Genomic DNA, 23,379 nt, shown 5'->3' on the forward strand with positions numbered 1-23,379 from the left:
GCGGGGTCCCTCTTCGTCTGCGGGGGTGCCCTGGTGAGACAGGCCCCGGCAGAACCCTTCACAGCCTCCGCGGCGGTCCGTACCGTTGCCGCCATGGATCACCGGGCCGAGGTACGCGAATTCCTGGCGTCGCGCCGCGGCCGCCTCACCCCCGCCGAGGCGGGGATCGAGCCGAGCGGCGGCAGCCGCCGGGTCCCCGGACTCCGCCGCGACGAGGTGGCCCGCCTCGCCGGCATGAGTGTCGACTACTACACCCGGATCGAGCGCGGGAACCTCGCAGGAGTGTCCGACTCCGTGCTCGACGCGATCGCGCGTGCCCTCGGCCTCGACCGGGCCGAGCACGACCACCTCTGCGATCTCGCCCGCACGGCCGACGAGGCCGGGGTGCGCTCACGCTCCCGGCCGTCGGTCGCGCCGACGATCCGGCCCGAGCTGCAGTACCTGCTCGACGCGATCACCGGCGCTCCGGCCTTCGTGTCGAACATCCGGATGGACCTGGTCGCCGCGAACGCGCTCGGCTACGCGCTCTACTCCGAGATGTACCGGGGCGCCGCGCGACCGGCCAACCACTCGCGCTTCATCTTCCTCGACCCGCGAGCGCACTCGTTCTACCCCGACTGGGAGCGGGCGGCCGATGTCAACGTCGCGATCCTCCGCCGCGACGCCGGCCGCAACCCGCACGACCGCCGGCTCGCCGAGCTGGTCGGCGAGCTCTCGATGCGCAGCGACGACTTCCGCACGCGGTGGGCCGAGCACAACGTGCGCCGGCACTACACCGGCCTGAAGCAGTTCGACCACCCCGCGGTCGGCCTGCTCGAGCTGACCTTCCAGGCGACCGAGCTCCAGGACGACCCCGGCCACTCGATGACGGTCTACCCGGCGGTCCCCGGCAGCGCCTCCGACGAGAAGCTGCGGCTGCTCGCGACGTGGGCCGCGACCGAGGACATCGCGCGGCTCACGACCTGATCCCCTCTGCTTCCCGATCTCTCTGTCCGGAAGGACGTCATGACCTCCACCGCGCCCGCCTCCGCCGCCACTGAGCCTCCGATGCCCTGGCTCGCGCTGGCGCTGCTCGCGACGATGGGCTTCCTCCTCGTCGCCGCCGAGACCATGCCCGCGGGCCTGCTCCCGGTGATCGCCGAGGGGATGGGGATCAGCGAGGGGACCGTCGGGCAGTTCATCAGCGTGTGGGCCCTCGGGACCGTGGTCGTCACGATCCCGGCGATCAGCCTGACCCGCGGATTCCGGCGGAAGCCCCTGCTCCTGGTCGCCATCGCGGGTCTGATCGTCGCGAACACCGTCACCGCACTCTCGAGCGATGTCGTCGTGTCGCTCGGCTCGAGATTCGTCGCAGGAGCGTTCACCGGGATCATCTGGGGGATGCTCGCGGCGTACGGCCGCCGGATCAGCCCGCCCCGCCGCGCCGGACTCGCGCTCTCGATCGTCTCGGTGGGAGCGCCGGTCGGCTTCGCGCTCGGGACTCCGCTCGGCGCCTGGCTCGGCACGACCTTCGACTGGCGCTGGTCGTTCGGCGGGCTCAGCCTGATCGCCCTGATCACGTTCGTCCTGATCGCCCTGCTCGTCCCCGACGCTCCCGGACAGCCGAGGAGCGCCACGGGGAGCCTCCCGCTGACGCGCGTTTTCGCCATGCCGGGTGTGGCGATGGTCTGCCTGGTGATCGTCGTGTGGATGCTGGCGCACAACACGATCTACACCTACATCGCACCGTTCCTGCGCGAGGGCGGCTCGGGCCTCGGCCCCGACCTCGTGCTCCTCGTCTACGGCGTCTCCTCGATCATCGGAGTCGCGCTCACGGCGGCGCTCATCGACCGCTTCCCCCGGGCCCTGCTGCACGGGAGCGTCGGTCTGTTCGTCGTCGCCGGTCTCGTCCTCCTCGTCGGCCGTGCCGCCCCCGGCGCCGTGCTGTTCGCGAGCATGCTGTGGGGCATCGCGTTCGGAGGCTCCTCCGCACAGCTCCAGTCGGCGCTGAGCCGCGCGGGGCGCGAGAACTCCGACATCGCGAACTCGTTCCTCCCGGTGGCGTTCAACCTCGCGATCTTCGCGGCGGGCGTCGTCGGCGCCGTGCTGCTCGAGAGCGTCGACGCGCTCGCCCTCGCGGGTCTGATGGCGGCGCTGGGCACGGTCGCCCTCGTCCTCACCCTCCTCGGCCGCCGGACGGCGTTCACCGCGGACCACGTCGATCCGTCCCCCTCTGCGCCCCTCTCGCCGACGCCGACGATCCGGCCACGACCACGACCCGGCTCGAGCACGTGACCGCCGCCCGCGGAGGTGCGAGTGCAGGGCTGACGGGCAGCCCCCGCCAGTAGGGTCGAGGCCATGAGCACGCAGGTTTCCGAGCTGTTCGACGCGCGCCGCTGGGCGCCCGTCGCCGGGTTCGACGGTCTCGAGGACATCACCTACCACCACGACCCGAGCGGCCGCATCGCCCGCGTCGCGTTCGACCGGCCGGAGGTGCGCAACGCCTTCCGCCCGCGGACGGTCGACGAGCTCTTCCGCGCCCTCGAGGACGCGCGGACGAACCCGCGCATCGGCGTCGTCATCCTGACCGGGAACGGCCCGAGCCCGCGCGACGGCGGCTGGGCGTTCTGCTCGGGAGGCGACCAGCGCATCCGGGGACGCGACGGCTACCGCTACTCCGACGGGGAGACGGCCGAGGGGATCGACTCCGCCCGCAACGGGCGCCTGCACATCCTCGAGGTCCAGCGTCTGATCCGCTTCATGCCGAAGGTCGTCATCGCCGCGGTCCCCGGCTGGGCGGCCGGAGGCGGTCACTCCCTGCACGTGGTCTGCGACCTCACGATCGCCTCGGCCGAGCACGGGCGCTTCAAGCAGACCGACGCCGACGTCGGCTCGTTCGACGCGGGCTACGGATCGGCGTACTTCGCCCGCCAGATCGGGCAGAAGAACGCCCGCGAGGTCTTCTTCCTCGCCCGCGAGTACTCGGCGCAGCGCGCCTACGAGATGGGGGCCGTCAACGCGGTCGTCCCGCACGCCGAGCTCGAGCCGACCGCGATCGAGTGGGCCGAGACGATCCTGACCAAGTCGCCCACCGCGATCCGGATGCTCAAGTACGCCTTCAACGCCGTCGACGACGGCCTGGTCGGCCAGCAGCTCTTCGCGGGCGAGACCACGCGCCTCGCCTACGGCACCGACGAGGCCGTCGAGGGCCGCGACTCCTTCCTCGAGAAGCGCGAGCCCGACTGGTCGCCGTTCCCGTGGCAGTTCTGAGTCGCGGGGCGCGGAGGTGACGCGCGCGCTGATCGAGGTCGATCCGGCTCCGGAGGCGGTGCTGATCGCCCTCCGCGCGGCGCTCGACGGCAGCGGGCCCGCCGTCCGCATCGCCGCGCCCGGTGCGCCGGCGGTCGCGAGCGGCACGGTCCCGCAGAGGGTCGCCGTCGTGGTCGAGACCTCCGGATCCTCCGGTCCGCCCAAGCGCGTCGCGCTCGCGACATCGGCGCTGCTCACGAGCGCCTCCGCGGCGCTCGCCGAGCTGGGCGGGCCCGGTCGCTGGCTGCTCTGCCTCCCGACCCACTACGTCGCCGGTGTGCAGGTGCTGGTGCGCTCGCTCACCGCCGACGCCGATCCGGTGCTGCTCCCGCTCGGCGGCTTCGACGCGGCGGCCTTCTTCGAGGCGGCTCGGACGATGCCCGCGGGGGAGCGCCGCTACTCCTCGCTCGTGCCGGTGCAGCTCGCGCGCCTGCTCGACCGGGCCGAGGGCGATCCGGCCGACGCCGAGACCCTCCGGTCGTTCGACGCCCTGCTGATCGGCGGGCAGTCGACCCCGCAGCCGCTGCGCGAGCGCGCGGCGGCGATCGGCGCGCGCATCCGGCTCACCTACGGGTCGAGCGAGACCGCCGGCGGCTGCGTCTACGACGGCGTCCCGCTGCAGGGCGTGCAGGTGCGCATCGACGACGGCCAGGTGCTCCTCGGCGGTCCGACGCTCGCCGAGGGCTACCTCGGCACCGGAGGCGCCCCCGATGACGAGCGCACCGCCTCGGCCTTCGTCTCGCTCGGCGGGCAGCGCTGGTACCGCACCGGAGACTCCGGAGTGCTGGCCGACGGCCGCCTGAGCGTCACCGGCCGGCTCGACCGCGTGCTGGTCTCGGGCGGCGAGAAGGTGTCGCTCGACGCCGTCGAGCGGGTGCTGCGCGAAGGGGGGATCGCCGACGCGGTCGCCGTCCGCCGGCCGGACGAGCGCTGGGGGGAGGTACCGGTCGTGATCACGGCCGAGGCGGCTCCCGCGCTCGCCGAGCTGCGTGAAGCCGTCGTCGAGCGGCTGGGGCGGGCCGCGGCACCGGCGGCGATCCTCCGCGTGCCCGAGATCCCCCTTCTCGCCTCCGGCAAGCCCGACCGGCGGGCGCTCGAGCAGCTGGCGGAGGAGTCCCGCGATTCCTGAGACCGCTCGGCCCGCGCACGTCCCAGCCCCAGGGGGCATCGAGGCCACTCGGTAGGATTCCCTCCGTGTCGAGTACGAGTCGCAAGAAGAAGCCGCGCAGCGGTCGCCCCGGCGGCAACCCCCGCAAGGTCGAGGTGAAGCCCGCCGGCGTCCGCGAGTGGATCGGCGGAGCCCGGCTCCGGACCCTCCCGCTGGCCATCGCCCCCGTCCTCATCGGCACCGGCGCGACGCAGGTGACGGACGAGGGCTGGCACTGGGTGCGCGCCCTGCTCTGCCTCGCGGTCGCGCTGGCCCTGCAGATCGGCGTCAACTACGCCAACGACTACTCCGACGGAGTCCGCGGGACCGACGCGAACCGGGTCGGCCCGTCGCGGCTGACCGGCTCGGGCGCCGCGAAGCCGAAGACCGTGCTCACCGTGGCCCTGGTCTTCTTCGGCCTGGCGGGTCTGGCGGGACTCGCGCTGACGGTCCTCTCCGGGTTCTGGTGGCTCCTGATCGTCGGCGCGGCCGCGATCGCCGCCGCCTGGTTCTACACCGGCGGGCGCCGGCCCTACGGTTACCTCGGCCTCGGCGAGGTCTTCGTGTTCGTGTTCTTCGGGCTCGTCGCCACGGTCGGCACGACGTTCGTGCAGATCGGCCGCACCAATCAGGAGTCGTGGCTCGGCGCGGTCGCGGCCGGCCTCTTCGCCTGCGCTGTCCTGATGGTCAACAACATCCGCGACATCCCCACCGACCGGCTGTCGGGCAAGCGGACGCTCGCGGTGCTCACCGGCCCGACGGTCTCGCGCGCGATCTACAGCGCCTTCGTGCTGGTGCCGTTCGCGATCGCGGTCATCCTCGCGCTGTTCTACCCGCTGGCGTGGCTGACGCTCTTCGTGCTGCTGGCGATCCTCCCGGCGATCCTGATCACCCTGACCGCGCGCACCGCCAAGGAGCTGATCCTCGCCCTGCAGCTGACGAGCCTCGGCGGCCTCGCCTACGCCGCGATCCTGGGCGCGGCGCTCGCGTTCTGACCCGGCGGCCTGGCCGGGGGAACCCCGGTCCGTCGAAGGAGCCCGTCGTCCCGGGCGGCCTCGACGGTCAGGGGTTCCCTCAGCGCCTACCCGCGCCGAGTTGGCCGGGAGGTCAGCGCTCGTCGCGGGAGGCGTCGATCGCGGCGTCCTCGATGTCGTCGTCCGTGGCCTTCCGCGGCACGTCCTTGCGGCGCTCGTAGATCGCCTCGGCGATGCGCTCGCGGGGCTTGCGCAGCAGGATGTACGACAGCGACATGCTCGCGACAGCGGCGACGATGCCCGCGGTGACGGCGGCGGTGAGCTCCGAGTCGAGGAACGTGCGGGCCGGCAGGTACACCAGCACGAAGACGGCGGCGAACATCGCCAGGCGCAGGAGCGAGTAGACGACGACCGCGCGGCTCAGTTTCACCGGCTCAGTGTACGTCGACCCCGGCAGGCGGTCCCGTATGCACCCCGGGAGCTCCCTGTCCAGCGACCGTGCGCCCGGTTCTCGGGAGTGTGCCGGACGTACACTGAATCCATGATCCGCCTCGTCATCGGCCTGCTCGTGGCCCTCGCCGTCTTCACGGTCTACACCGTGATCGACGTCGCTCTGAGCGATCGTCGTGCGGTGCGCGCCATCCCGAAGTGGTCGTGGCTGATCGTGGTCCTCGTCCTGCCTCTCATCGGGGCCGGCCTCTGGTTCTGGATCGGACGCCCGCGCAAGCAGCGGGCCGAGACCCGCCGCTTCACGGCCCCCGACGACGACCCCGACTTCCTCGGCACCCTCCGCCAGGAGCGCGACCCCGAGAAGGAGCGCGAGCAGGCCGAGCGCATCGCGCAGCTCGAGCGCGATCTCGCCGACCTCGACGAGCCGGGAGAGACCGACGGCTCCGGTCGCCGGGATGCCTGACCACCTTCCGGTCGCCCCCTCCACCCGTTTCGCGATCGACCTCCTCACCCGTTTCGTCGCGCTCGGAGTCACCGACGTCGTCGTCGCTCCCGGGTCGCGCTCGCAGGCGCTCGCCCTCGTCGCCGCCGAACTCGAGACGCGGGGGAGCATCCGGCTGCACGTGCGCGTCGACGAGCGCTCGGCAGGATTCCTCGCGCTCGGCCTCGCACTCGAGTCGGGCCGCCCGGCCGTCCTCGTGACCACCTCCGGAACGGCGACGGTCAACCTGCACCCCGCCGTGCTCGAGGCCGACGCGTCGGACGTGCCGATGATCGTGATGACGGCCGACAGGCCGGACGAGCTCCGCGGGATCCGCGCCAACCAGACGACCGATCAGCGCGAGCTCTTCGGCCGCGCCGTGCGCCTCTTCGAGGACGTCCCGGCGCCGGATGCGGAGAGCACCCCTGACACCGCGACCGCACTGGCCGATCGCGCGATCGCGGCGGCCCTGCGACCCGGCGGTCCGGTGCACCTGAACCTCGCCTTCCGCGATCCGCTCTCGTCGCGCCTCCCCGCGTTCGCTGATCCCGTGCCCGGCGCTCCTGATCTGCCTGCTCTCGAGGCCGAGCCGACGACCGTCTGCGCGGGCCCGGACGAGCCGCTGACCGTCGTGATCGCCGGCGACAAGGCGGGCGCGGAGGCCGAGGCGATCGCCCGCGCCGGCGACTGGCCCCTGCTCGCCGAGGTCTCCTCCGGTGCCCGCTTCGGCCCGCAGCTCGTGGTCGCCTGGCGGGCGCTCCTCGCCGAGCCCGAGTTCGGCGGACGGATCGGGCGCGCCGTCGTCCTCGGACATCCGACGCTCTCGCGCGAGGTTCCCGAGCTGCTGCGTCGCGACGATGTCGAGGTGATCGTGGTCGACCACGGGCGTCGCGAGTTCTACAACCCCGGCCGACGCGCGCGTCGCGTCGCCGCCGTCGACGTGGCGCGGGTCCCCGGATCGCCGCGTCCCGAGCGGGCGGAGCGCGCCTGGACGGGATCGTGGGTCTTCGCGAGCCGCGCGCTGCTCGAGGCGACGGATCCCGACGCGATCGACGAGGTCCCCGACGGCGGCACGATGTCGGTCGAGGACCGCCGAGGCTACGCCCGCAACGCCCTCGCGGCAGTGCGCGCACCGCTGACGCGCGAGTTCGTCGTCTCGGCGGTCTGGCGGGTGACCTGGCCGCACGACCGGCTGCTGTTCGGAGCGTCGCGCCTGATCCGCGTGGCCGACGGCACCCTGCCCGGCAAGAAGGTGACGGTGCACGCGAACCGCGGGCTCGCGGGCATCGACGGCACGGTCTCGACCGCCGTCGGCATCGCGACGGCGTCGCAGTCGGGCGAGCGCGGCTCCGGAGGCGTCACTCGCGTGATCCTGGGCGACCTGACCCTGCTCCATGAGGCGGGCGGCCTCCTTCTCGCGCCCGGCGAGCGGCGCCCCCGCGTGCAGCTCGTCGTCGTCAACGACGGAGGCGGCACGATCTTCGACGGCCTCGAGGTCGCGTCGAGCTCGGCGCCCGACGCCTTCGACCGCGTGCAGTTCACCCCGCAGTCGGTCGACCTCGAGGCGCTCGCCCGCGCCTACGGCTGGAGCTTCCGTCGCGTCGCGACCCGCGGTGAGCTCGAGCAGGCGCTCATGTCGCCGGGTGACGGCCCGGGCATCGTCGAGATCCCGCTGGCCCGCTGAGGCGCACCTCGCTCGGCTCTGCGCGCTCCCTGCTGGTCGAGCAGCCCGCGCATCGAGATCCACCTGCGTCGGAAGACAGGATCAGAAGGCGGATCTGCGGGAGCCGGCGGGTCTCGTTCCGCCCCTGCGGGGCTACTCGAGCAGCAGCGGGGGCTCAGGCCCCGTCGGCACCGCCGAGGGCGTCGAGCACCGGGCGGAACTTCATCCGGGTCTCGGCGAGCTCGGACGCCGGGTCGCTGTCGGCGACGATGCCCGCTCCCGCCCATGCCGTGACGCCGCCGTCCTCGGCGATCTCGGCGCTGCGCAGGCCCACGGCCCACTCGCCGTCGCCGTTGCCGTCGATCCAGCCGACGGGGCCGGCGTAGCGGCCGCGGTCGAAGGGCTCCAGCTCCTCCAGCAGTGCGAGAGCCCGGTCGGTCGGGGTACCCGCGACGGCGGCCGTCGGGTGCAGGGCGTCGACGAGGTCGAGCGCGGTGGAGGAATCGTCCAGCGTGCCGCGGACATCGGTCGCGAGGTGCCAGACGTTCGGCAGTTCGAGCGTGAACGGCTCGTCGCTCACCGTCAGTGAGCGGGTGTGCGGTCGCAGCTCCTGAAGCAGACTCGCGATGGCGAAGGCGTGCTCCGAACGGTCCTTCGGGCTGTCGAGGAGCGCCTGCGCGACGCGCGCGTCCTCGGCGGCGTCGCCTCCGCGGGCGCTGGTGCCGGCGAGAACGCGCGCGGTGATCGCACCGTGGTCGACGCCGACGAGGGTCTCGGGACTCGCTCCGACGAAGCCGTCCACCGCGAAGGTCCAGCAGTCGGAGTAGCCCGTCGCGAAGTCGCTCAGGAGGTGTCGCAGGTCGGCGTCGAGCGGGAGCCGGCCGACGAGGTCGCGCGCGAGCACCACCTTCTCGAGCGACCCCGAGCGGATGGTGGCGACCGCAGAGGCCACGGCGGCGCGATACGCGTCGGGCGTCATCGCGCCGGGCTCGAGGTCGACGCGGTACCGCGGGCCGAGCGGAGCCGCCGCGGGCGCCTCGATGGCGGCGCCGCCTCCGCTCGTCGAGACGGTCGTCACCCAGGAGCGCCCCCCGCGGGTACCGACGACGGTGCGCGGCACGATCAGGACGCTGCGCGCCGACGACCGGCTCGAGAACGCGAACGCGCCGAAGGCGACGAGCCCGGTGCCGGGCAGCCCGACTGGGTCGGCGACCACGGCGGAGGCGGACAGCGCGCGCCACGCGTCGGCCGCGTCGCGCAGGCGGCCGGGCCCCGAGAACTCGAGGCGCAGCGCCTCACCGAAGCCCGCGAGACCCGATCCGCCGCGCTGCCAGAGCAGTGGACGACGCGGATCCACGCGGGACACGAGCCCGAGCGGGGAGTCCAGCGGCGTCGTGTCCACGTGGAGAGGAGGAGCCCCGGTGCCGATGAGCGTCACTCCTTCAGAGTACGCCCGCGCCAGAAGACGGGTCGTCCCACGCCCGCCCGGCCCGCGCCGAAAGGGCCGGGCTAGCCTGATCCGGTCCGGGACCGTCGGGCTAGGCGGAGCAGGACGGTCCCGGCACCCCGGGCTTCCGGCACCTCTCGATCCCTGCACAGGCGTGCGACCGGGGCGGATGCACAGCCGCCCCGCCGCCCGCCGCTCTAGACTCGATGATCGTGACTAAGGCAGACCTCACCAAGCGACCCGACGAGGTCGCAGCCATGTTCGACACGGTGGCGCCCGCTTACGACCTGACCAACACGGTCCTCTCGGTCGGCAACGACCACCTGTGGCGGATCGCCACGACGCGCGCCGTGAACCCGGCCGCCGGTGAGCGGATCCTCGACGTCGCGGCGGGCACGGGCACCTCGAGCGCCTCGCTCGCCCGCTCCGGAGCGAGCGTCGTCGCCGCCGACTTCTCGCGCGGGATGATCTCGGTCGGCCGCCGCCGTCACGCCGACGACGAGCGCATCGAGTTCGTGCACGCCGACGCGATGGACCTGCCGTTCGAGGACGACTCGTTCGACGCCGTCACGATCTCGTTCGGCCTGCGCAACGTCGCCGAGCCCACCACGGCGATCGCCGAGTTCTTCCGCGTGGTGAAGCCCGGCGGGCGCATCGTGATCTGCGAGTTCTCGACTCCGCCCGCGAAGCCCCTCGCCGCGGCCTACGACCTCTACCTCTCGAAGGTGATGCCCGCGATCGTGCGGATCGCCTCCTCCAACGACCCCGCCTACGACTACCTCGGCGAGTCCATCCGGGCCTGGCCCGAGCAGAAGGTCGTCGCCTCCTGGCTCCGCGACGCCGGTTTCGAGCGCGTCGCGTACCGCAACCTCACCGCGGGCATCGTCGCGCTGCACCGCGGCATCAAGCCGATCACCGCCGGCCGATGAGCGCCGGGGCCCCCTCGGGGCGAGACGTTAGGGTTTCAGTGTGAACGCCAGTGCGCCCGTCGCCCGCCGCAGCCCGTCTCTGACGGCGCAGCTCGGCCTCTCCGAGCGCATCTTCTCCTCCGCCTCCGACCGCGCGCTCGCCCGCACGATCGATGACGGACTGGAGCAGGTCGAGGCCGGGATGGTCCACCAGCTGTCCTTCGCGGACGCGGTCGCCGACGTCTCGACCCGCTACCTCCTCGAGGCCGGCGGCAAGCGCGTGCGGCCGATGCTGACCCTGCTCACCGCGCAGCTCGGCCGCGGCAACACCCCCGAGGTGCTCAGCGCCGCGCAGGCGATCGAGATCACCCACCTCGGCTCGCTCTACCACGACGACGTGATGGACGAGGCCGAGAAGCGCCGCGGAGTCCCGTCGGCGCAGACGGTGTGGGGCAACAACGTCGCGATCCTCACCGGTGACCTGCTCTTCGCGCGCGCCAACCAGCTGATGACCGAGCTGGGCGAGCGGGCGATCCGCCTCCAGACCGACACCTTCGAACGCCTCGTCCTCGGGCAGCTGCACGAGACCGTCGGCCCGAGCGACGGCGAGGACCCGGTCGAGCACTACCTCGGCGTCCTGGCCGACAAGACCGGCTCGCTGATCGCAGCGGCGGCCCGCACCGGCGTCGTCTTCTCGGAGGCGCCCGCGCCGTTCGAGGAGGCCGTCCGCGTCTTCGGCGAGAAGATCGGCGTCGCCTTCCAGATCGTCGACGACGTCATCGATCTCTCGCCGCAGCCGGAGGAGACGGGCAAGAACCCGGGCACCGACATCCGCGCCGGAGTCTCGACGCTGCCCATCCTGCGACTGCGCGAGCGCGCGTCCTCCGATCGGACGGCGGCCCTGCTGCTCGCGCGCATCGAGAGCTACGTGAGCCGCACCCACGATGCGATCGCGCACACCGACGAGCAGAGCGCCGACATCACCGACGCCATCGCCCAGCTGCGCGACCACGACGTCACCACCCAGACGCTCGCCGAGGCCCACCGCTGGGCCGACGAGGCCGTGGCCGCACTCGCTCCGCTGCCCGACGGCTCGGTCCGCAAGGCGCTCACGCGCTTCGCCGACACGGTCGTCGACCGCAACGGCTGACCCTTACCGTCGCGGCGCACCACGCGCCGCAGTTATGAGACCGGAGGCGCGGCACTGCGCCCCGGCAGGAGGAACGCAATGACCAAGCTCAGGCTGGCCATCGTCGGCGCGGGTCCCGCGGGCATCTACGCCGCCGACCTCATGATCAAGGCCGAGAAGAAGTTCGACGTCTCGATCGATCTGTTCGAGCAGCTCCCGGCGCCCTACGGGCTGGTGCGCTACGGAGTCGCCCCCGACCACCCGCGCATCAAGGGGATCATCACGGCGCTCCGCGAGGTCCTCGACCGCGGCGACATCCGGATCTTCGGCAACGTGCACTTCGGCACCGATATCACGCTCGAGGATCTCAAGCGCCACTACCACGCAGTGATCTTCTCGACCGGAGCGATCCGCGACGCCCCGCTCGAGATCCCGGGCGTCGAGCTCGAGGGCTCGTACGGCGCCGCCGACTTCGTCAGCTGGTTCGACGGCCACCCCGACGTGCCGCGCACGTGGCCGCTCGAGGCGTCCTCGGTGGCCGTGATCGGCAACGGCAACGTCGCGCTCGACGTGTCGCGGATGCTCGCGAAGCACGCCGACGACCTCCTCCCCACCGAGGTTCCGCCGAACGTCTACGAGGGCCTCAAGGCCTCGCCCGTCACCGACGTCCACGTGTTCGGGCGCCGGGGGCCGGCGCAGGTGAAGTTCACGCCGCTCGAGCTGCGCGAGCTCGGCGAGCTGCGCGACGTCGACATGATCGTCGCCGACGAGGACTTCGTGATGGACCCCGCCTCGCAGGCGGCCATCGACACCAACAAGCAGGTCATGGTCATCAACCGGGTGCTGAACCAGTGGCGCACCCGCGAGGTCGGGGCCGCGTCGCGCCGCCTCCACCTGCACTTCTGGGCCAAGCCGCTCGAGTTCGTCGACGACGGCGAGGGGCGCGTCGCGGCGATCCGCTACGAGCGCACCGAGCCCGACGGCGAGGGCGGTGTGCGCGGCACGGGCGAGATCCGCGAGGTGCCGGTGCAGGCCGTCTACCGCGCTGTCGGCTACTTCGGCTCGCCTCTCGACGGCCTGCCGTTCGACGAGCGCCGCGGAGTGATCCCGAACCGTGAGGGAATGGTCCTGGACGACGAGGACCAGCCGGTCCACGGCGTCTACGCGACCGGCTGGATCAAGCGCGGACCGGTCGGGCTCATCGGCCACACGAAGTCCGACGCGATGGAGACCGTCGGGCACGTGCTCAACGACCAGGCCTCGTGGTGGACGCCGGCGCACCCCGAGGAGTCGGCGATCGTCGCCCTCCTCGAGGAGCGCGAGGTCCCGTACACCGACCTCGACGGCTGGCACCGTCTCGACGAGCACGAGATGGCGCTCGGTGCGCCCGAGGGTCGCGTGCGCGTCAAGGTCGTGCCGCGCGAGGACATGATCGCGATCTCGCGGTCCGAGGTCGTCGCGCGCTGACACCGCTCGATCGAGGGCCCTCCGGAGCGATCCGGGGGGCCCTTCGCCGTCGTCGCGCGGATGTCGGTGGGCTCCCGTACCATTCGGGCAACCACGAGGACGGGGACGCCATGAGCACGCAAGGCCCGCACGACGTCATCCGGGTGCGCGGCGCCCGGCAGAACAACCTGCGCGGGGTCGACGTCGACATCCCCAAGCGCCGCATCACGGTCTTCACCGGTGTCTCGGGCTCGGGCAAGTCGTCCCTGGTGTTCGGCACGATCGCGGCCGAGTCGCAGCGACTGATCAACGAGACCTACTCCGCGTTCCTCCAGCAGTTCATGGGCTCGCCCGCCCGCCCCGATGTCGAGTCGCTCGACGGGCTCTCGGCCACGATCGTGGTCGATCAGGAGCGGATGGGCTCGAACGCCCGCTCGACGGTCGGCACCGCGACCGATGCGTACACGATGCTGCGCATCCTCTTCAGTCGCATCGGCGACCCCCACGTGGGCACCAGCGGCGCCTTCTCGTTCAACCTGCCCGAGGGGATGTGCCCGCGGTGCGAGGGCACGGGGCGCGTCTCCGACATCGACCTCGACGCGCTCTTCGACCGCTCGAAGTCGCTCGACGGCGGAGCGCTCGACGCGATCCCCAACTTCGTCGTCGGCGGCTGGTACTGGAAGAGCCTCGCCGAATCGGGCCTGTACCCCGCCGACGTGCCGATCGCCGACTTCACCCCGCAGCAGCTCGACGACTTCCTGTACCACCCGTCCGCCAAGATGGCGATCGCGGGCATGAACCTCACCTACGAGGGGCTCGTGGTCAAGGTGACCAGGCTCTACCTCGCGAAGGAGGCGGCGCAGGCGCACATCCGCGCCTTCGCCGAGCGGGTGGCCACCTTCGCCGACTGCCCCGAGTGCGGCGGAGCGCGGCTGACGCGGGCGGCGCTCTCCTCCCTGATCGCCGGGCGGAACATCGCGGAGTGCTCGTCGATGCAGGCGACCGATCTGGCCGAGTGGCTGCGCACCGTCGAGGACGCCTCGGTCGCTCCGATCGTCGACGCGCTGCTCGGCACGCTCGACTCGCTGGTGCAGGTCGGGCTGGGATACCTCTCGCTCGATCGCGAGTCGGGCACCCTCTCGGGAGGCGAGGCGCAGCGGGTCAAGATGGTGCGGCACCTCGGCTCGAGCCTGACCGACATCACCTACGTCTTCGACGAGCCGACGGCGGGCCTGCATCCGCACGACGTGTCGCGGGTGGTCGAGCTGCTCCGCCGGCTCCGCGACAAGGGCAACACGGTGCTCGTCGTCGAGCACAAGCCCGAGATCATCCGGATGGCCGACCACGTCGTCGACCTGGGGCCCCGCGCCGGCGCGCACGGCGGCGAGATCCGCTTCGAGGGGTCGGTCGAGGAGCTCCGCGGGTCGGACACCCTGACGGGGCGCCACCTCGAGCACCGGGTGCCGCTCAAGTCCGCCGTCCGCTCTCCGCGCGGCGTCGCCGAGATCCGCGGGGCCGCGACCCACAACCTCCGCGGTGTCGACGTCGACGTGCCGCTGGGAGTGCTGGCCGTGGTGACGGGAGTCGCGGGGTCGGGCAAGTCCTCGCTCATCCACGGCTCGCTGGCGAAGCGCGAGGGGGTGATCGTCGCCGATCAGTCGCCCATCCGCGGGTCGCGGCGGAGCAATCCGGCCACCTACACGGGCGTGCTGGACTCCATCCGCGCCGCCTTCGCGAAGGCCAACAAGGTCAAGCCCGCGCTGTTCAGCGCCAACTCCGCCGGCGCCTGCCCGGTCTGCAAGGGCGCGGGGCTGATCTTCACCGAGCTGGGCCCGGCCGCGACGGTCTCCTCGGTCTGCGAGGAGTGCGAGGGCAAGCGCTTCACCGCCGAGGTGCTCGAGTACCGGCTCGACGGCAGGAACATCCACGAGGTGCTCTCGATGCCGATCCTCGAGGCGGCCGGCTTCTTCGACTCGGGGCCGGCGCACACGGTCCTCGCCCGCCTGGTCGACGTCGGCCTCGGCTACATCACCCTCGGGCAGCCGCTCAACACGCTCTCGGGCGGCGAGCGGCAGCGACTGAAGCTGGCCATCAACATGGCCTCGAAGGGCTCGGTCTACATCCTCGACGAGCCGACGACCGGGCTGCACCTGGCCGATGTCGACAACCTGCTGGGCCTGCTCGACCGGCTGGTCGACTCCGGCAACTCGGTGATCGTGATCGAGCACCACCAGGCGCTGATGGCGCACGCCGACTGGATCATCGACGTGGGACCCGGCGCCGGCCACGAGGGCGGCTCGATCGTCTTCGAGGGGACGCCGTCGGCACTCGTCGCCGACGCCGACACCCTCACCGCGCGGGCGCTGCGCGCCTACGTCGGCTGAGCACCGAGGGAACGCCGGACCGTCACCGCCCGTTCCGGGACTCCTCGACGGTTCGGGGTTCCCTCGCCGACGCCGCGTCAGCGCGCGAAGGGGCCCTTCAGGGCAGCCCACTGCAGCAGCATGATCGTCTTGGCGTCGACGATCTGCACGCCGATCTGGGCGAGCGCCTCGTCGAACGAGAGCTCGACCAGCTCGGTGTCCTCGCCCTCGTCGGCGAGACCCGCGTAGGCGCCCTCGCGCGAGCCCGCGCGGTAGCGGCCGGCGAAGAAGTGCAGCTTCTCGGTGATCGAGCCCGGGCTCATGTACGAGTCGAAAACGTGCTCGAGGCGGCCGATCTCGAGGCCGGTCTCCTCCTCCGCCTCGCGGCGGGCGCCCTCCTCCGGGCCGTCCTCGTCGAGGAGCCCGGCCGGCACCTCGAGGAGCATGCCGTCGAGGTTGCCGTTGACGTAGGTGGGGTAGCGGAACTGGCGGACCAGCACGACCGTGCGTGCGTCGGGGTCGAAGAGCAGCACGGCCGCGCCGTTGCCCCGGTCGTACGTCTCGCGGTGCTCGGTGGTCCAGCGGCCGTCGCGGTGCCGGTACTCGAACTCGGTGGTGCGGAGGATGTACCAGTGGCTGGAGAGCAGGGTCACCTGCTTCACCACGACATCCGGGTTGCCGGTGAGGTCGTAGCCCTCGCCGTCGAGGCCGGTGCGGCCTCGACGATCGGGGACGTCGATGCCGGGAGTCGAGATGTCCGTTGCGTTCGACATGCCTCAGCGGAAGTTGACGAACTGGAGGTCGAGGTCGAGATCGGCCCCGCGCAGCAGCGCCATCGTCGCCTGCAGGTCGTCGCGGCTCTTGGAGGAGACGCGGAGCTCGTCGCCCTGGATCTGCGACTTGACCGACTTGGGCGCCTCGTCGCGGATCAGCTTGTTGATCTTCTTCGCGTGCTCCTGATCGATGCCGTCCTTGAGGGTCGACTCGATCCGGTACTCCTTGCCCGAGGCGAAGGGCTCGCCCGAGTCGAGGCTCTTGAGGCTGATGCCGCGCTTGATCAGCTTCGTCTGGAACACGTCGAGGATGGCGTTCGCGCGCTCCTCGGTGTTGGCCTTGATCAGGATCTTCTCGCCGCTCCAGGCGATCGAGGCGCCGACGTTCTTGAAGTCGTAGCGCTGCTCGACCTCCTTGTGGGCCTGGTTCAGGGCGTTGTCCGCCTCCATCTTGTCGACCTTGCTGACGACGTCGAACGTTGAATCTGCCATGCCTCCGAGCTTAGCTTTCGGGGGCTGCGGGGCCGATGCGCAGGCACCGCTGGTGCTGGTGCGCAGGCACGCCTGATAACACTGGAGGGTGCGCCGCCTCCCATCCCTGCTCGTCGTGCCGCTCGTCGCTGCGCTGCTCGCGGGCTGCGCTCCCTCGGCGCCCTCCTCCTCCGTCGACTACGAGGCCGGTGTGAGCACGGTGCCGCCGACGGTGAGCGCCCCCGCCGCCGCCGACCCCGCGCTGCTCGAGGACGCGGACGAGACCGCGGCGACGCCGGTGCGGCTCCTCACCCGCGCCGACTGGCTGTCGAGCGCGGCGGAGGGGAGCGGCATCCCCGAGCGAGCGCTCACCGCCTACGCGGGCGCCGCGCTCCTCACCTCCTCCGTCGACCCCGGCTGTCGGCTCGACTGGGCGACGCTCGCCGGCATCGGCTACGTCGAGAGCCGGCACGGGACGATCTTCGGCGGTGTCCTCGGCGAGGACGGCCGCCCCTCCGAGCCGATCTACGGCCCCCGCCTGGACGGCACGCAGTTCGACCTCGTCGAGGACAACGACGGCGGAGCGCTCGACGGCGACCCCGAGGTCGACCGCGCGATGGGACCGCTGCAGATCATCCCGGCCACCTGGATGGCGTGGGCGTCGACCGGCTGGGACCCGCAGAACGTCGATCAGCAGGCCGTCACCGCGGCGCGCTACCTGTGCGAGGCGGGCGGCGACCTCTCGACCGAGTCGGGCTGGCGCGCGGCGATCGCGGCCTACAACCCCGCGGCGAGCTACGCGGGCAAGGTCGCCGAGGCGGCCTCGCGCTATGCGGCGGCGACGGAGTGACCGGGCGCGCTCGATTTCCGATCCACCGGCCGCGTGGGTATCCTTGTCCAGCGCCTCCGGTCAGAGCCAGCCTCGCGGCCGGGTGCGCCACGGCGAGTTACCCTAGCGGCCAAAGGGATCTGACTGTAAATCAGACGGCGTAGCCTTCGGGGGTTCGAATCCCTCACTCGCCACTCCACGCACTACAACCAGCGATTCTGGTGTGTTTCGTGTGCTGAAGCTCCTCGTCCCCGGATGGAGCGTCTGCCGGAACCGTCCCTCGGAGTGCAGAGCTCCGGAAGCCCCGCGATCGCCTCCTGGAGGGGGTCGGCGGGGCTTTTTCCGTGCCGGCGGTGGTGCTGTGCCGAGCACCTGCCTCACAACTGAGGCTGGATGCTGCGAATCGCCGATTTCATCGCGATTCGGGTCGTCCAGCCTGAGTTGTGGATCCGCGCGACGACGCCGCCGGGCAGCGGTCAGAGAGAGGCGGGCGGATCCACGGCGAGGAACTGCCCGAGCGACAGGGGAGGGCGGCCGGTCAGGCGCTCGACGTCTCCGCTCACCTGCTCCAGCTCGCCGGCGGCGACGGCCGTGTAGGTGCTGACCCAGGCATCGAGCTGCCAGGGCGGCGCGTTCCAGCGGGCGCGCGATGCGTAGGCCTCGTCGAGGGTCTCGTCGATGAAGGCGGCGGGGCGGCCGGCCGCGGTCAGGGTCGCCGCGATCTCGGCGAAGGTGACGGCCTCGGGGCCGGTGAGCTCGTAGGTGGCGCCCCGGTGCTCCTCCGGAGAGCGGAGGATCGCGGCGGCCGTGCGGGCGACATCCGCACGCGCGACGATCGCCGCCCTGCCCTCACCCGCCGGTCCGCGGATCGCGCCGTCCTCGCCGAGCATCTCCGACATGAAGTCGAGGTAGAGGTTGTCGCGGAGGAAGGTCCAGGCCATGCCCGACGCGCGGATCGCCTCCTCCGTCGCGGCGTGATCGCGGGCGAGCGTGAAGGTCGCGGTCGGGGACGCGCCGACGAAGGAGGTGTAGACGATGTGCTCGACGCCGGCCTCCGCGGCGGTGGCGACCAGCGCGAGGTGCTCCGAGAGGCGGTCCTCCTGCTCCGCGGCCGAGACCATCAGCAGCAGTCGCACGCCGCTGAGCGCGTCGCCGACGTCGGTGAAGGAGGCGCGCCTGGTCTCGGCTCCGGGGAGCACGGGCGCGCGCGAGGGGTCGCGGGCGAGGAGACGGAGGGGGAGGCCCTCCTCGGCGAGGAGGCGGGCGACGCGGCCGCCCACGGCTCCCGTCACTCCGGTGACGGCGATCGGCTGCTGAGTGCTCATGCTCTCCATGATCCTCCGCGCGCCGGTCCCTAGGCTGGGCGCATGAGTGCCAACGCGTCCCTCCTCGCCATCGCCCGATCGATCGCCGTGGAGGCTGCGCATCTCGCCCGGCAGCGTCGGCAGGACGGAGTCGAGATCGCGGCGTCGAAGTCGTCGCCCGAGGACGTGGTCACGGCCGCCGACCGCGAGGTCGAGCAGCTCATCCGGCGCCGTCTCGCCGAGGCTCGGCCCGATGACGCGTTCCTCGGGGAGGAGTCGGGCGGCGGAGGAGGGACGAGTGGGCTCACGTGGGTCGTCGATCCGATCGACGGCACGGTCAACTACCTGTACGGCATCCCCTCGTACGCGGTGAGCATCGCGGTCGTCGAGGGCGAGCCCGACCCGGCGACGTGGACGGCGCTCGCCGGAGCAGTCGTCAACGGTGCCACCGGCGAGGTGTGGACGGCCGCCGGGGGAGAGGGCGCCGAGCGCGACGGAGTCGCTCTGCGCGCGGTACCGCCGGCCTCCCTCTCGCTCGCGCTGGTGGGGACGGGCTTCGGCTACGACGCGGGCCGGCGGATGCGTCAGGGCGCGGTGGTGCAGGAGCTGCTCGGAGAGGTGCGCGATATCCGGCGGATCGGATCCGCGGCGCTCGATCTCTGCGCGGTCGCGACGGGACAGCTGAACGCGTACTTCGAGCGCGGGCTCAACCCGTGGGACCTCGCGGCTGGCGCCCTGATCGCGCAGGAGGCGGGCGTGCGCGTCGAGGGCTTCGGCGGACGCGCGGCGAGCTCGGAGCTGCTGATCGCGGCGCCCGACCCGCTGTTCGGCGAGCTCGAGGCGGTGCTGCGTCGGTTGAGGGCGGACGACGTCTGACCTGCGCGCGACTGATGCAGGCGCATGCATCCCCGCGCAACGGAGGCGCCACCCGTCGGTGCTGTCGAGCTCGAATCGAGCGTGACGAGGGCCGGCTCTGGTCGGATCGGGCCGCTGTGGGTATCCTTTATGAATTCGTGATAATCGCACAGGATGCGATCACGGATGCCCGGGAAGCGCTTCGACCCCTGACGCAGCACTCTCCCCCTCCCCGACCCCGACGGAAGATCCCGATTTCGTGAGCCTCGATTCGCCCTCCACCGCTGCCTCCGCATCGACCCCCGGCGAATCGACCCCACCCCTCTCGCGGCGCGAGGCACGTGAGCGCGAGCGTGCCGCGGTACTCGCCGCCGAGGTCTCGTCGGAGGGAGTCTCGGCGAGCCCCGCCGAGCTGCGCGACGCAGAGCGCCGCGTCGCCGCGTCGCGCACGACTCCGCCCGCCCCTGTCGCCGCTCCCCGGGTCGCGCCGTTGCGCCCCGTGCGCGGTGGCCGCCGCCTCGGTGGACTCGTCGCCGTCTCGTTCGCCGCGGCCATCATCGCGGCGACCTCGGTGCCGGCGACCTCGCTGCTGACGGCCGAGGACGTGCAGGCGCAGGGGATGGCATCGATCACCTCGGACGAGGCCCGCGACTCGCAGTCGTTCACCACCGGCGAGGTCAGCGCCGAGACGGTGGCGCGCGACGGGTTCGGCGTGCAGGAGCGGAAGACCCAGACGAACGTCGCAGCGATCGGCCGGACGTCCGACTCGGGGTTCACCAACGATCCCAACGCCTCGGTCCAGTGGCCGTTCGCGGTGGGCGTCCCGGTCGGCGACCGCTTCGGCTACCGCAACTGCGCCGGCTGCTCCGTGAACCACGGCGGCACCGACTTCAACCCGGGCGACGGCTCGCCGATCCAGGCGATCGCCGACGGCGTCGTCCGCACGGTGATCGACGGCGAGGGCTCGCTCGGCGTGCACGTGATCATCGACCACGAGATCGACGGCGAGCTGGTCTCGAGCGTGTACGCGCACATGCAGCACGGCTCGGCGGCGGTCAGCGAGGGCGACCCCGTCAAGGTCGGCCAGCTGCTCGGGCTCGTCGGCACGACCGGCATGTCGACCGGGCCGCACCTGCACTTCGAGATCCGCCTCGACGGGACGACGAAGGTCGACTCGTACCTCTGGCTCAAGGAGAACGCGAACCGCTGATCGCGCGGCCGCCGCGCGACCTGACATCCGGTCGGTCGAGTGCGGTCTGCAGGCGTTCGTGCCGTCTGCAGGAGTCGGAGTGCGGTCTGCAGGTGATAAGTCGCTGAGAGCGCTTCCACCCGTGTCGAACGACTCGCACGGCCGGGATCGCCTGCAGATCGCACCCGCACCTCCTGCAGATCGCACGTGCTCCTGCAGACCGCACCTGCGCCCCGCGGGAGCACGCACCTGTCAGTCGGCGCGGAGCCAGACCGTCGTGTCGCCCGGTAGTGCCGGCTCGTGCAGCTCCTCCGACGCGACCAGCACCGTGCCCACCGGCAGCTCGACAGGGTCGGAGCCCGTGTTCGCGATCACGGTGACGGCGCCGTTGCGGAACGCGACCACCTCCTCCGGGAAGCCCTCGAGCCACTCGACGGCACCTTCGCCGAGACGCTCGGCACCGCGCACCGCGAGCAGCGACCGGTAGAGCTCGAGCGTCGACCCCTCGACACCGCGCTGGGCGTCGCGCGCGAACGGCGCCCAGTCACCCGGCTGCGGCAGCCACGAGGCGCCGGAGCCGCTGAAGCCGTAGGCGGGGTCGGCCGCCTCCCAGGGCAGGGGCACCCGGCAGCCGTCGCGCCCGTAGCGCTCGCCGTGCGTGCGGAACCAGGTCGGATCCTGGCGGGCCTCGTCGGGCAGGTCGATCGCCTCGGGCAGGCCGAGCTCCTCGCCCTGGTAGACGTAAGCCGAACCGGGGAGCGCCAGCATCAGCGCGGTCGCGGCGCGGGCACGCCGCAGCCCCAGCACGGGGTCGGGCAGTCCGGGGGTGCGCGGTCCGATGCCGTAGCCCTGCGGATTGTCGGACGTCAGCGCCAGGCGGCTGGCGTGACGCACGACGTCGTGGTTCGAGAGGACCCAGGTCGACGGGGCGCCGACCCGGGCGAAGGCGGTGAGCGAGGCGTCGACGATGTCGCGCAGAGCGGGCCCGGCCCACGGCGTCTCGAGGTAGGCGAAGTTGAAGGCCTGGTGCATCTCGTCGGGGCGGACCCAGCGCGCGAGCTTCGAGAGCGGCTGCACCCACGCCTCCGCGCAGAGCACGCGGTCGTCGGGGTACTCGGCGAGCAGCTCGTGCCAGTCGCGGTAGATCTCGTGCACGCCGTCCTGGGCCCAGTAGGGCGCGGTGACCGGATCCTCGCCGTCGGACGGGGCGACGCCTCCCATGGAGCCGCTGTCGGCGGGCGGGGTGTAGTCGGGCAGCCCGTCGGCCTTGATCATGCCGTGCGCCACGTCGACGCGGAAGCCGTCGACGCCGCGGTCGAGCCAGAAGCGCAGGACCTCGCGGAAGCGCTCGCGCACCCACTCGTTCGTCCAGTCGAAGTCGGGCTGCGAGGTGTCGAACAGGTGCAGGTACCACTGACCGGCCGCGCCGTCGGGCTCGGTGACGCGGGTCCAGGCGGGGCCGCCGAAGACCGACTCCCAGTTGTTCGGGGGCAGCTCTCCCGAGGTGCCGCGGCCGTCGCGGAAGAGGTAGCGCGCCCGCTCGGCGCTGCCCGCGGGGGCCGCGAGCGCCTCCTGGAACCACCGGTGGGCACTCGAGGAGTGGTTGGGGACGAGGTCGACGATGATGCGGATGCCGAGGGCGTGCGCCCGCGCGAGCATCGCGTCGAAGTCGGCGAGGGTGCCGAAGAGCGGATCGACGTCGCAGTAGTCGGCGACGTCGTAGCCGGCGTCCCTCTGCGGAGAGGTCATGAACGGCGAGAGCCAGATCGCGTCGACTCCGAGCTCGGCGAGGCTGTCGAGTCGGGAGGTGATGCCGAGCAGATCGCCGATGCCGTCGCCGTTCGAGTCCGCGAAGGAGCGCGGGTAGATCTGGTAGATGACCGCCGTGCGCCACCACTCCGAGCCCGGGCGGCTCGTGGTGTCGGAGGAGTTCTCGGGCGCGCCGGAGAGAGCGGAGTCCAGGGTCATGGAATCAAGGGTATCGGCAGCCTGTCCCGCGAGCTCAGCGCGTCGAGGCCCTAGGGTCGACGGGTGAGCGATGAGACCCCCGACCAGGCCCGAGCCCGACGCCGGAGGGCCCTGCTCTGGGTCGTCCCTCTGCTCGTGCTGCTGATCGGCGGACTCGTCGCGGTGACCGTGGCGATCGGAGGCTTCGCCGCGCGCTCCATGACGGGCGCGCAGCCGATCGCGCAGCTGCAGCAGGCCTAGGCCCTAGGCCTTCGCGGCCGGCCCGTCCTCGTCCTCGGGCTGCGGCGCGGTCGAGCGTTCAGCGGCCTCCTCGGAGGCGTGCCCCGACTCCGGCCCCGAGTGCGCCTGCTCGTCGGCCCGGCTGACCGCGTCGGCGAGCTCGTCGGCGACGAGGTACCCCATCGAGACCGCCTCGGCGCGATAGGCCGCGCGGCCGACCATGTGCGCCGAGACGGGGACGGTCAGCAGCTGGAATCCGATGACCAGCACCACGGTGCCCGCTGCGGCGAAGCCGGGATTGCGGATGGCGACGGCCAGCATCACGCAGATCAGCCCAAGCACCTGAGGCTTGGTGCCGGCGTGCATCCGCGAGAGCAGGTCGTCGAAACGGAGCAGCCCGATCGCGGCGACCAGCGACAGCACGGCGCCGGCGGTGACGAGCACGCCCGTGACGATGTCCCAGAAGAGGTCCATC

The 23,379-nt window shown here is 72.2% G+C and carries 22 protein-coding genes and 1 tRNA gene; 16 read left to right on the forward strand and 7 right to left on the reverse strand.

Annotation, left to right across the window (positions count from 1 at the left end):
* Positions 1-93: 93 nt before the first annotated feature.
* The 5 genes from ASG06_RS09645 to ASG06_RS09665 all read left to right on the forward strand — a co-directional run bounded on the left by ASG06_RS09645 (position 94) and on the right by ASG06_RS09665 (position 5,430).
* Positions 94-966: a helix-turn-helix transcriptional regulator gene (locus tag ASG06_RS09645; RefSeq protein WP_056041476.1), complete on the forward strand. Its 873-nt coding sequence runs from the start codon at positions 94-96 to the stop codon at positions 964-966.
* A 39-nt stretch (positions 967-1,005) separates the two neighbouring features.
* Positions 1,006-2,274 carry an MFS transporter gene (locus tag ASG06_RS09650; protein ID WP_082499109.1) on the forward strand — a complete coding sequence of 423 codons (1,269 nt, stop codon included), beginning with the start codon at positions 1,006-1,008 and terminating at the stop codon, positions 2,272-2,274.
* Positions 2,275-2,337: 63 nt separating this feature from the next.
* Positions 2,338-3,249: a 1,4-dihydroxy-2-naphthoyl-CoA synthase gene (locus ASG06_RS09655; protein WP_056041478.1), complete on the forward strand. Its 912-nt coding sequence runs from the start codon at positions 2,338-2,340 to the stop codon at positions 3,247-3,249.
* Between the two features lie 16 nt (positions 3,250-3,265).
* On the forward strand, positions 3,266-4,417 hold the full coding sequence (locus ASG06_RS09660; protein WP_082499110.1) for an AMP-binding protein: 1,152 nt from the start codon (positions 3,266-3,268) through the stop codon (positions 4,415-4,417).
* 65 nt (positions 4,418-4,482) lie between these two features.
* Complete coding sequence (locus ASG06_RS09665) at positions 4,483-5,430, forward strand: 1,4-dihydroxy-2-naphthoate polyprenyltransferase (RefSeq protein WP_056041481.1); 948 nt, start codon at positions 4,483-4,485, stop codon at positions 5,428-5,430.
* Between the two features lie 112 nt (positions 5,431-5,542).
* On the opposite strand, the gene ASG06_RS09670 is transcribed toward ASG06_RS09665, so the two are convergent.
* Positions 5,543-5,839, reverse strand: coding sequence for a DUF4229 domain-containing protein (locus ASG06_RS09670; RefSeq protein WP_056041482.1), 297 nt, complete (start codon positions 5,837-5,839; stop codon positions 5,543-5,545).
* A gap of 111 nt (positions 5,840-5,950) precedes the next feature.
* Here ASG06_RS09670 and ASG06_RS09675 point away from each other — a divergent pair, with 111 nt between their 5' ends.
* The gene (locus ASG06_RS09675) at positions 5,951-6,322 is read left to right on the forward strand and encodes a PLD nuclease N-terminal domain-containing protein (protein ID WP_056041484.1); all 372 of its coding nucleotides are present in this window, start codon (positions 5,951-5,953) and stop codon (positions 6,320-6,322) included.
* Entirely contained in the window at positions 6,315-8,024 is a 1,710-nt protein-coding gene (gene menD, locus ASG06_RS09680) for a 2-succinyl-5-enolpyruvyl-6-hydroxy-3-cyclohexene-1-carboxylic-acid synthase (RefSeq protein WP_056041486.1), read from the forward strand. Before ASG06_RS09675 ends, menD begins: the two co-directional genes overlap by 8 nt.
* A 154-nt stretch (positions 8,025-8,178) precedes the next feature.
* On the opposite strand, the gene ASG06_RS09685 is transcribed toward menD, so the two are convergent.
* Entirely contained in the window at positions 8,179-9,441 is a 1,263-nt protein-coding gene (locus ASG06_RS09685; RefSeq protein WP_231727669.1) for an isochorismate synthase, read from the reverse strand.
* 221 nt (positions 9,442-9,662) lie between these two features.
* Between ASG06_RS09685 and ubiE the strand changes: the two genes are divergently transcribed.
* The 4 genes from ubiE (at position 9,663) to ASG06_RS09705 (ending at position 15,317) form a co-directional block, all read left to right on the forward strand.
* Positions 9,663-10,379: a bifunctional demethylmenaquinone methyltransferase/2-methoxy-6-polyprenyl-1,4-benzoquinol methylase UbiE gene (gene ubiE / locus ASG06_RS09690; protein WP_231727670.1), complete on the forward strand. Its 717-nt coding sequence runs from the start codon at positions 9,663-9,665 to the stop codon at positions 10,377-10,379.
* 40 nt (positions 10,380-10,419) lie between these two features.
* Positions 10,420-11,508: a polyprenyl synthetase family protein gene (locus tag ASG06_RS09695; RefSeq protein ID WP_056041491.1), complete on the forward strand. Its 1,089-nt coding sequence runs from the start codon at positions 10,420-10,422 to the stop codon at positions 11,506-11,508.
* Between the two features lie 78 nt (positions 11,509-11,586).
* Positions 11,587-12,954 (forward strand): FAD-dependent oxidoreductase, encoded by a 1,368-nt coding sequence (locus ASG06_RS09700; protein WP_056041494.1) that lies wholly within the window; start codon positions 11,587-11,589, stop codon positions 12,952-12,954.
* A 110-nt stretch (positions 12,955-13,064) separates the two neighbouring features.
* Positions 13,065-15,317 carry an ATP-binding cassette domain-containing protein gene (locus ASG06_RS09705; protein ID WP_056041496.1) on the forward strand — a complete coding sequence of 751 codons (2,253 nt, stop codon included), beginning with the start codon at positions 13,065-13,067 and terminating at the stop codon, positions 15,315-15,317.
* 77 nt (positions 15,318-15,394) lie between these two features.
* Here ASG06_RS09705 and ASG06_RS09710 read toward each other — a convergent pair whose 3' ends face one another.
* Both ASG06_RS09710 and ASG06_RS09715 read right to left on the reverse strand, forming a co-directional pair.
* On the reverse strand, positions 15,395-16,069 hold the full coding sequence (locus ASG06_RS09710) for an NUDIX domain-containing protein (protein WP_056041498.1): 675 nt from the start codon (positions 16,067-16,069) through the stop codon (positions 15,395-15,397).
* A gap of 3 nt (positions 16,070-16,072) precedes the next feature.
* Positions 16,073-16,561, reverse strand: coding sequence for a YajQ family cyclic di-GMP-binding protein (locus ASG06_RS09715; RefSeq protein ID WP_056041500.1), 489 nt, complete (start codon positions 16,559-16,561; stop codon positions 16,073-16,075).
* Between the two features lie 88 nt (positions 16,562-16,649).
* Between ASG06_RS09715 and ASG06_RS09720 the strand changes: the two genes are divergently transcribed.
* Positions 16,650-17,390 carry a hypothetical protein gene (locus ASG06_RS09720; protein ID WP_056041502.1) on the forward strand — a complete coding sequence of 247 codons (741 nt, stop codon included), beginning with the start codon at positions 16,650-16,652 and terminating at the stop codon, positions 17,388-17,390.
* Positions 17,391-17,481: 91 nt separating this feature from the next.
* A tRNA-Tyr gene (locus tag ASG06_RS09725) sits at positions 17,482-17,563 on the forward strand.
* A gap of 282 nt (positions 17,564-17,845) precedes the next feature.
* Here ASG06_RS09725 and ASG06_RS09730 read toward each other — a convergent pair.
* The gene (locus tag ASG06_RS09730; RefSeq protein ID WP_056042523.1) at positions 17,846-18,694 is read right to left on the reverse strand and encodes an SDR family oxidoreductase; all 849 of its coding nucleotides are present in this window, start codon (positions 18,692-18,694) and stop codon (positions 17,846-17,848) included.
* Between the two features lie 42 nt (positions 18,695-18,736).
* Here ASG06_RS09730 and ASG06_RS09735 point away from each other — a divergent pair, with 42 nt between their 5' ends.
* Positions 18,737-19,549 carry an inositol monophosphatase family protein gene (locus ASG06_RS09735; RefSeq protein ID WP_056041504.1) on the forward strand — a complete coding sequence of 271 codons (813 nt, stop codon included), beginning with the start codon at positions 18,737-18,739 and terminating at the stop codon, positions 19,547-19,549.
* Between the two features lie 238 nt (positions 19,550-19,787).
* Positions 19,788-20,738, forward strand: a complete 951-nt coding sequence (locus ASG06_RS20600) for a M23 family metallopeptidase (RefSeq protein ID WP_056041506.1) — start codon at positions 19,788-19,790, stop codon at positions 20,736-20,738.
* Positions 20,739-20,969: 231 nt separating this feature from the next.
* Here the strand turns inward: ASG06_RS20600 and ASG06_RS09745 are convergent, their stop codons facing one another.
* On the reverse strand, positions 20,970-22,685 hold the full coding sequence (locus ASG06_RS09745) for a glycoside hydrolase family 13 protein (protein ID WP_056041508.1): 1,716 nt from the start codon (positions 22,683-22,685) through the stop codon (positions 20,970-20,972).
* Between the two features lie 63 nt (positions 22,686-22,748).
* Between ASG06_RS09745 and ASG06_RS19975 the strand changes: the two genes are divergently transcribed.
* Entirely contained in the window at positions 22,749-22,925 is a 177-nt protein-coding gene (locus ASG06_RS19975) for a hypothetical protein (RefSeq protein ID WP_156465945.1), read from the forward strand.
* A gap of 3 nt (positions 22,926-22,928) precedes the next feature.
* Here the strand turns inward: ASG06_RS19975 and mnhG are convergent, their stop codons facing one another.
* Positions 22,929-23,378, reverse strand: coding sequence for a monovalent cation/H(+) antiporter subunit G (mnhG, locus tag ASG06_RS09750; protein WP_082499111.1), 450 nt, complete (start codon positions 23,376-23,378; stop codon positions 22,929-22,931).
* Between the last annotated feature and the right edge of the window lies 1 nt (position 23,379).

This window comes from Rathayibacter sp. Leaf185 (assembly GCF_001423885.1).
In the GTDB taxonomy this organism is placed as follows: Bacteria; Actinomycetota; Actinomycetes; order Actinomycetales; family Microbacteriaceae; genus Rathayibacter.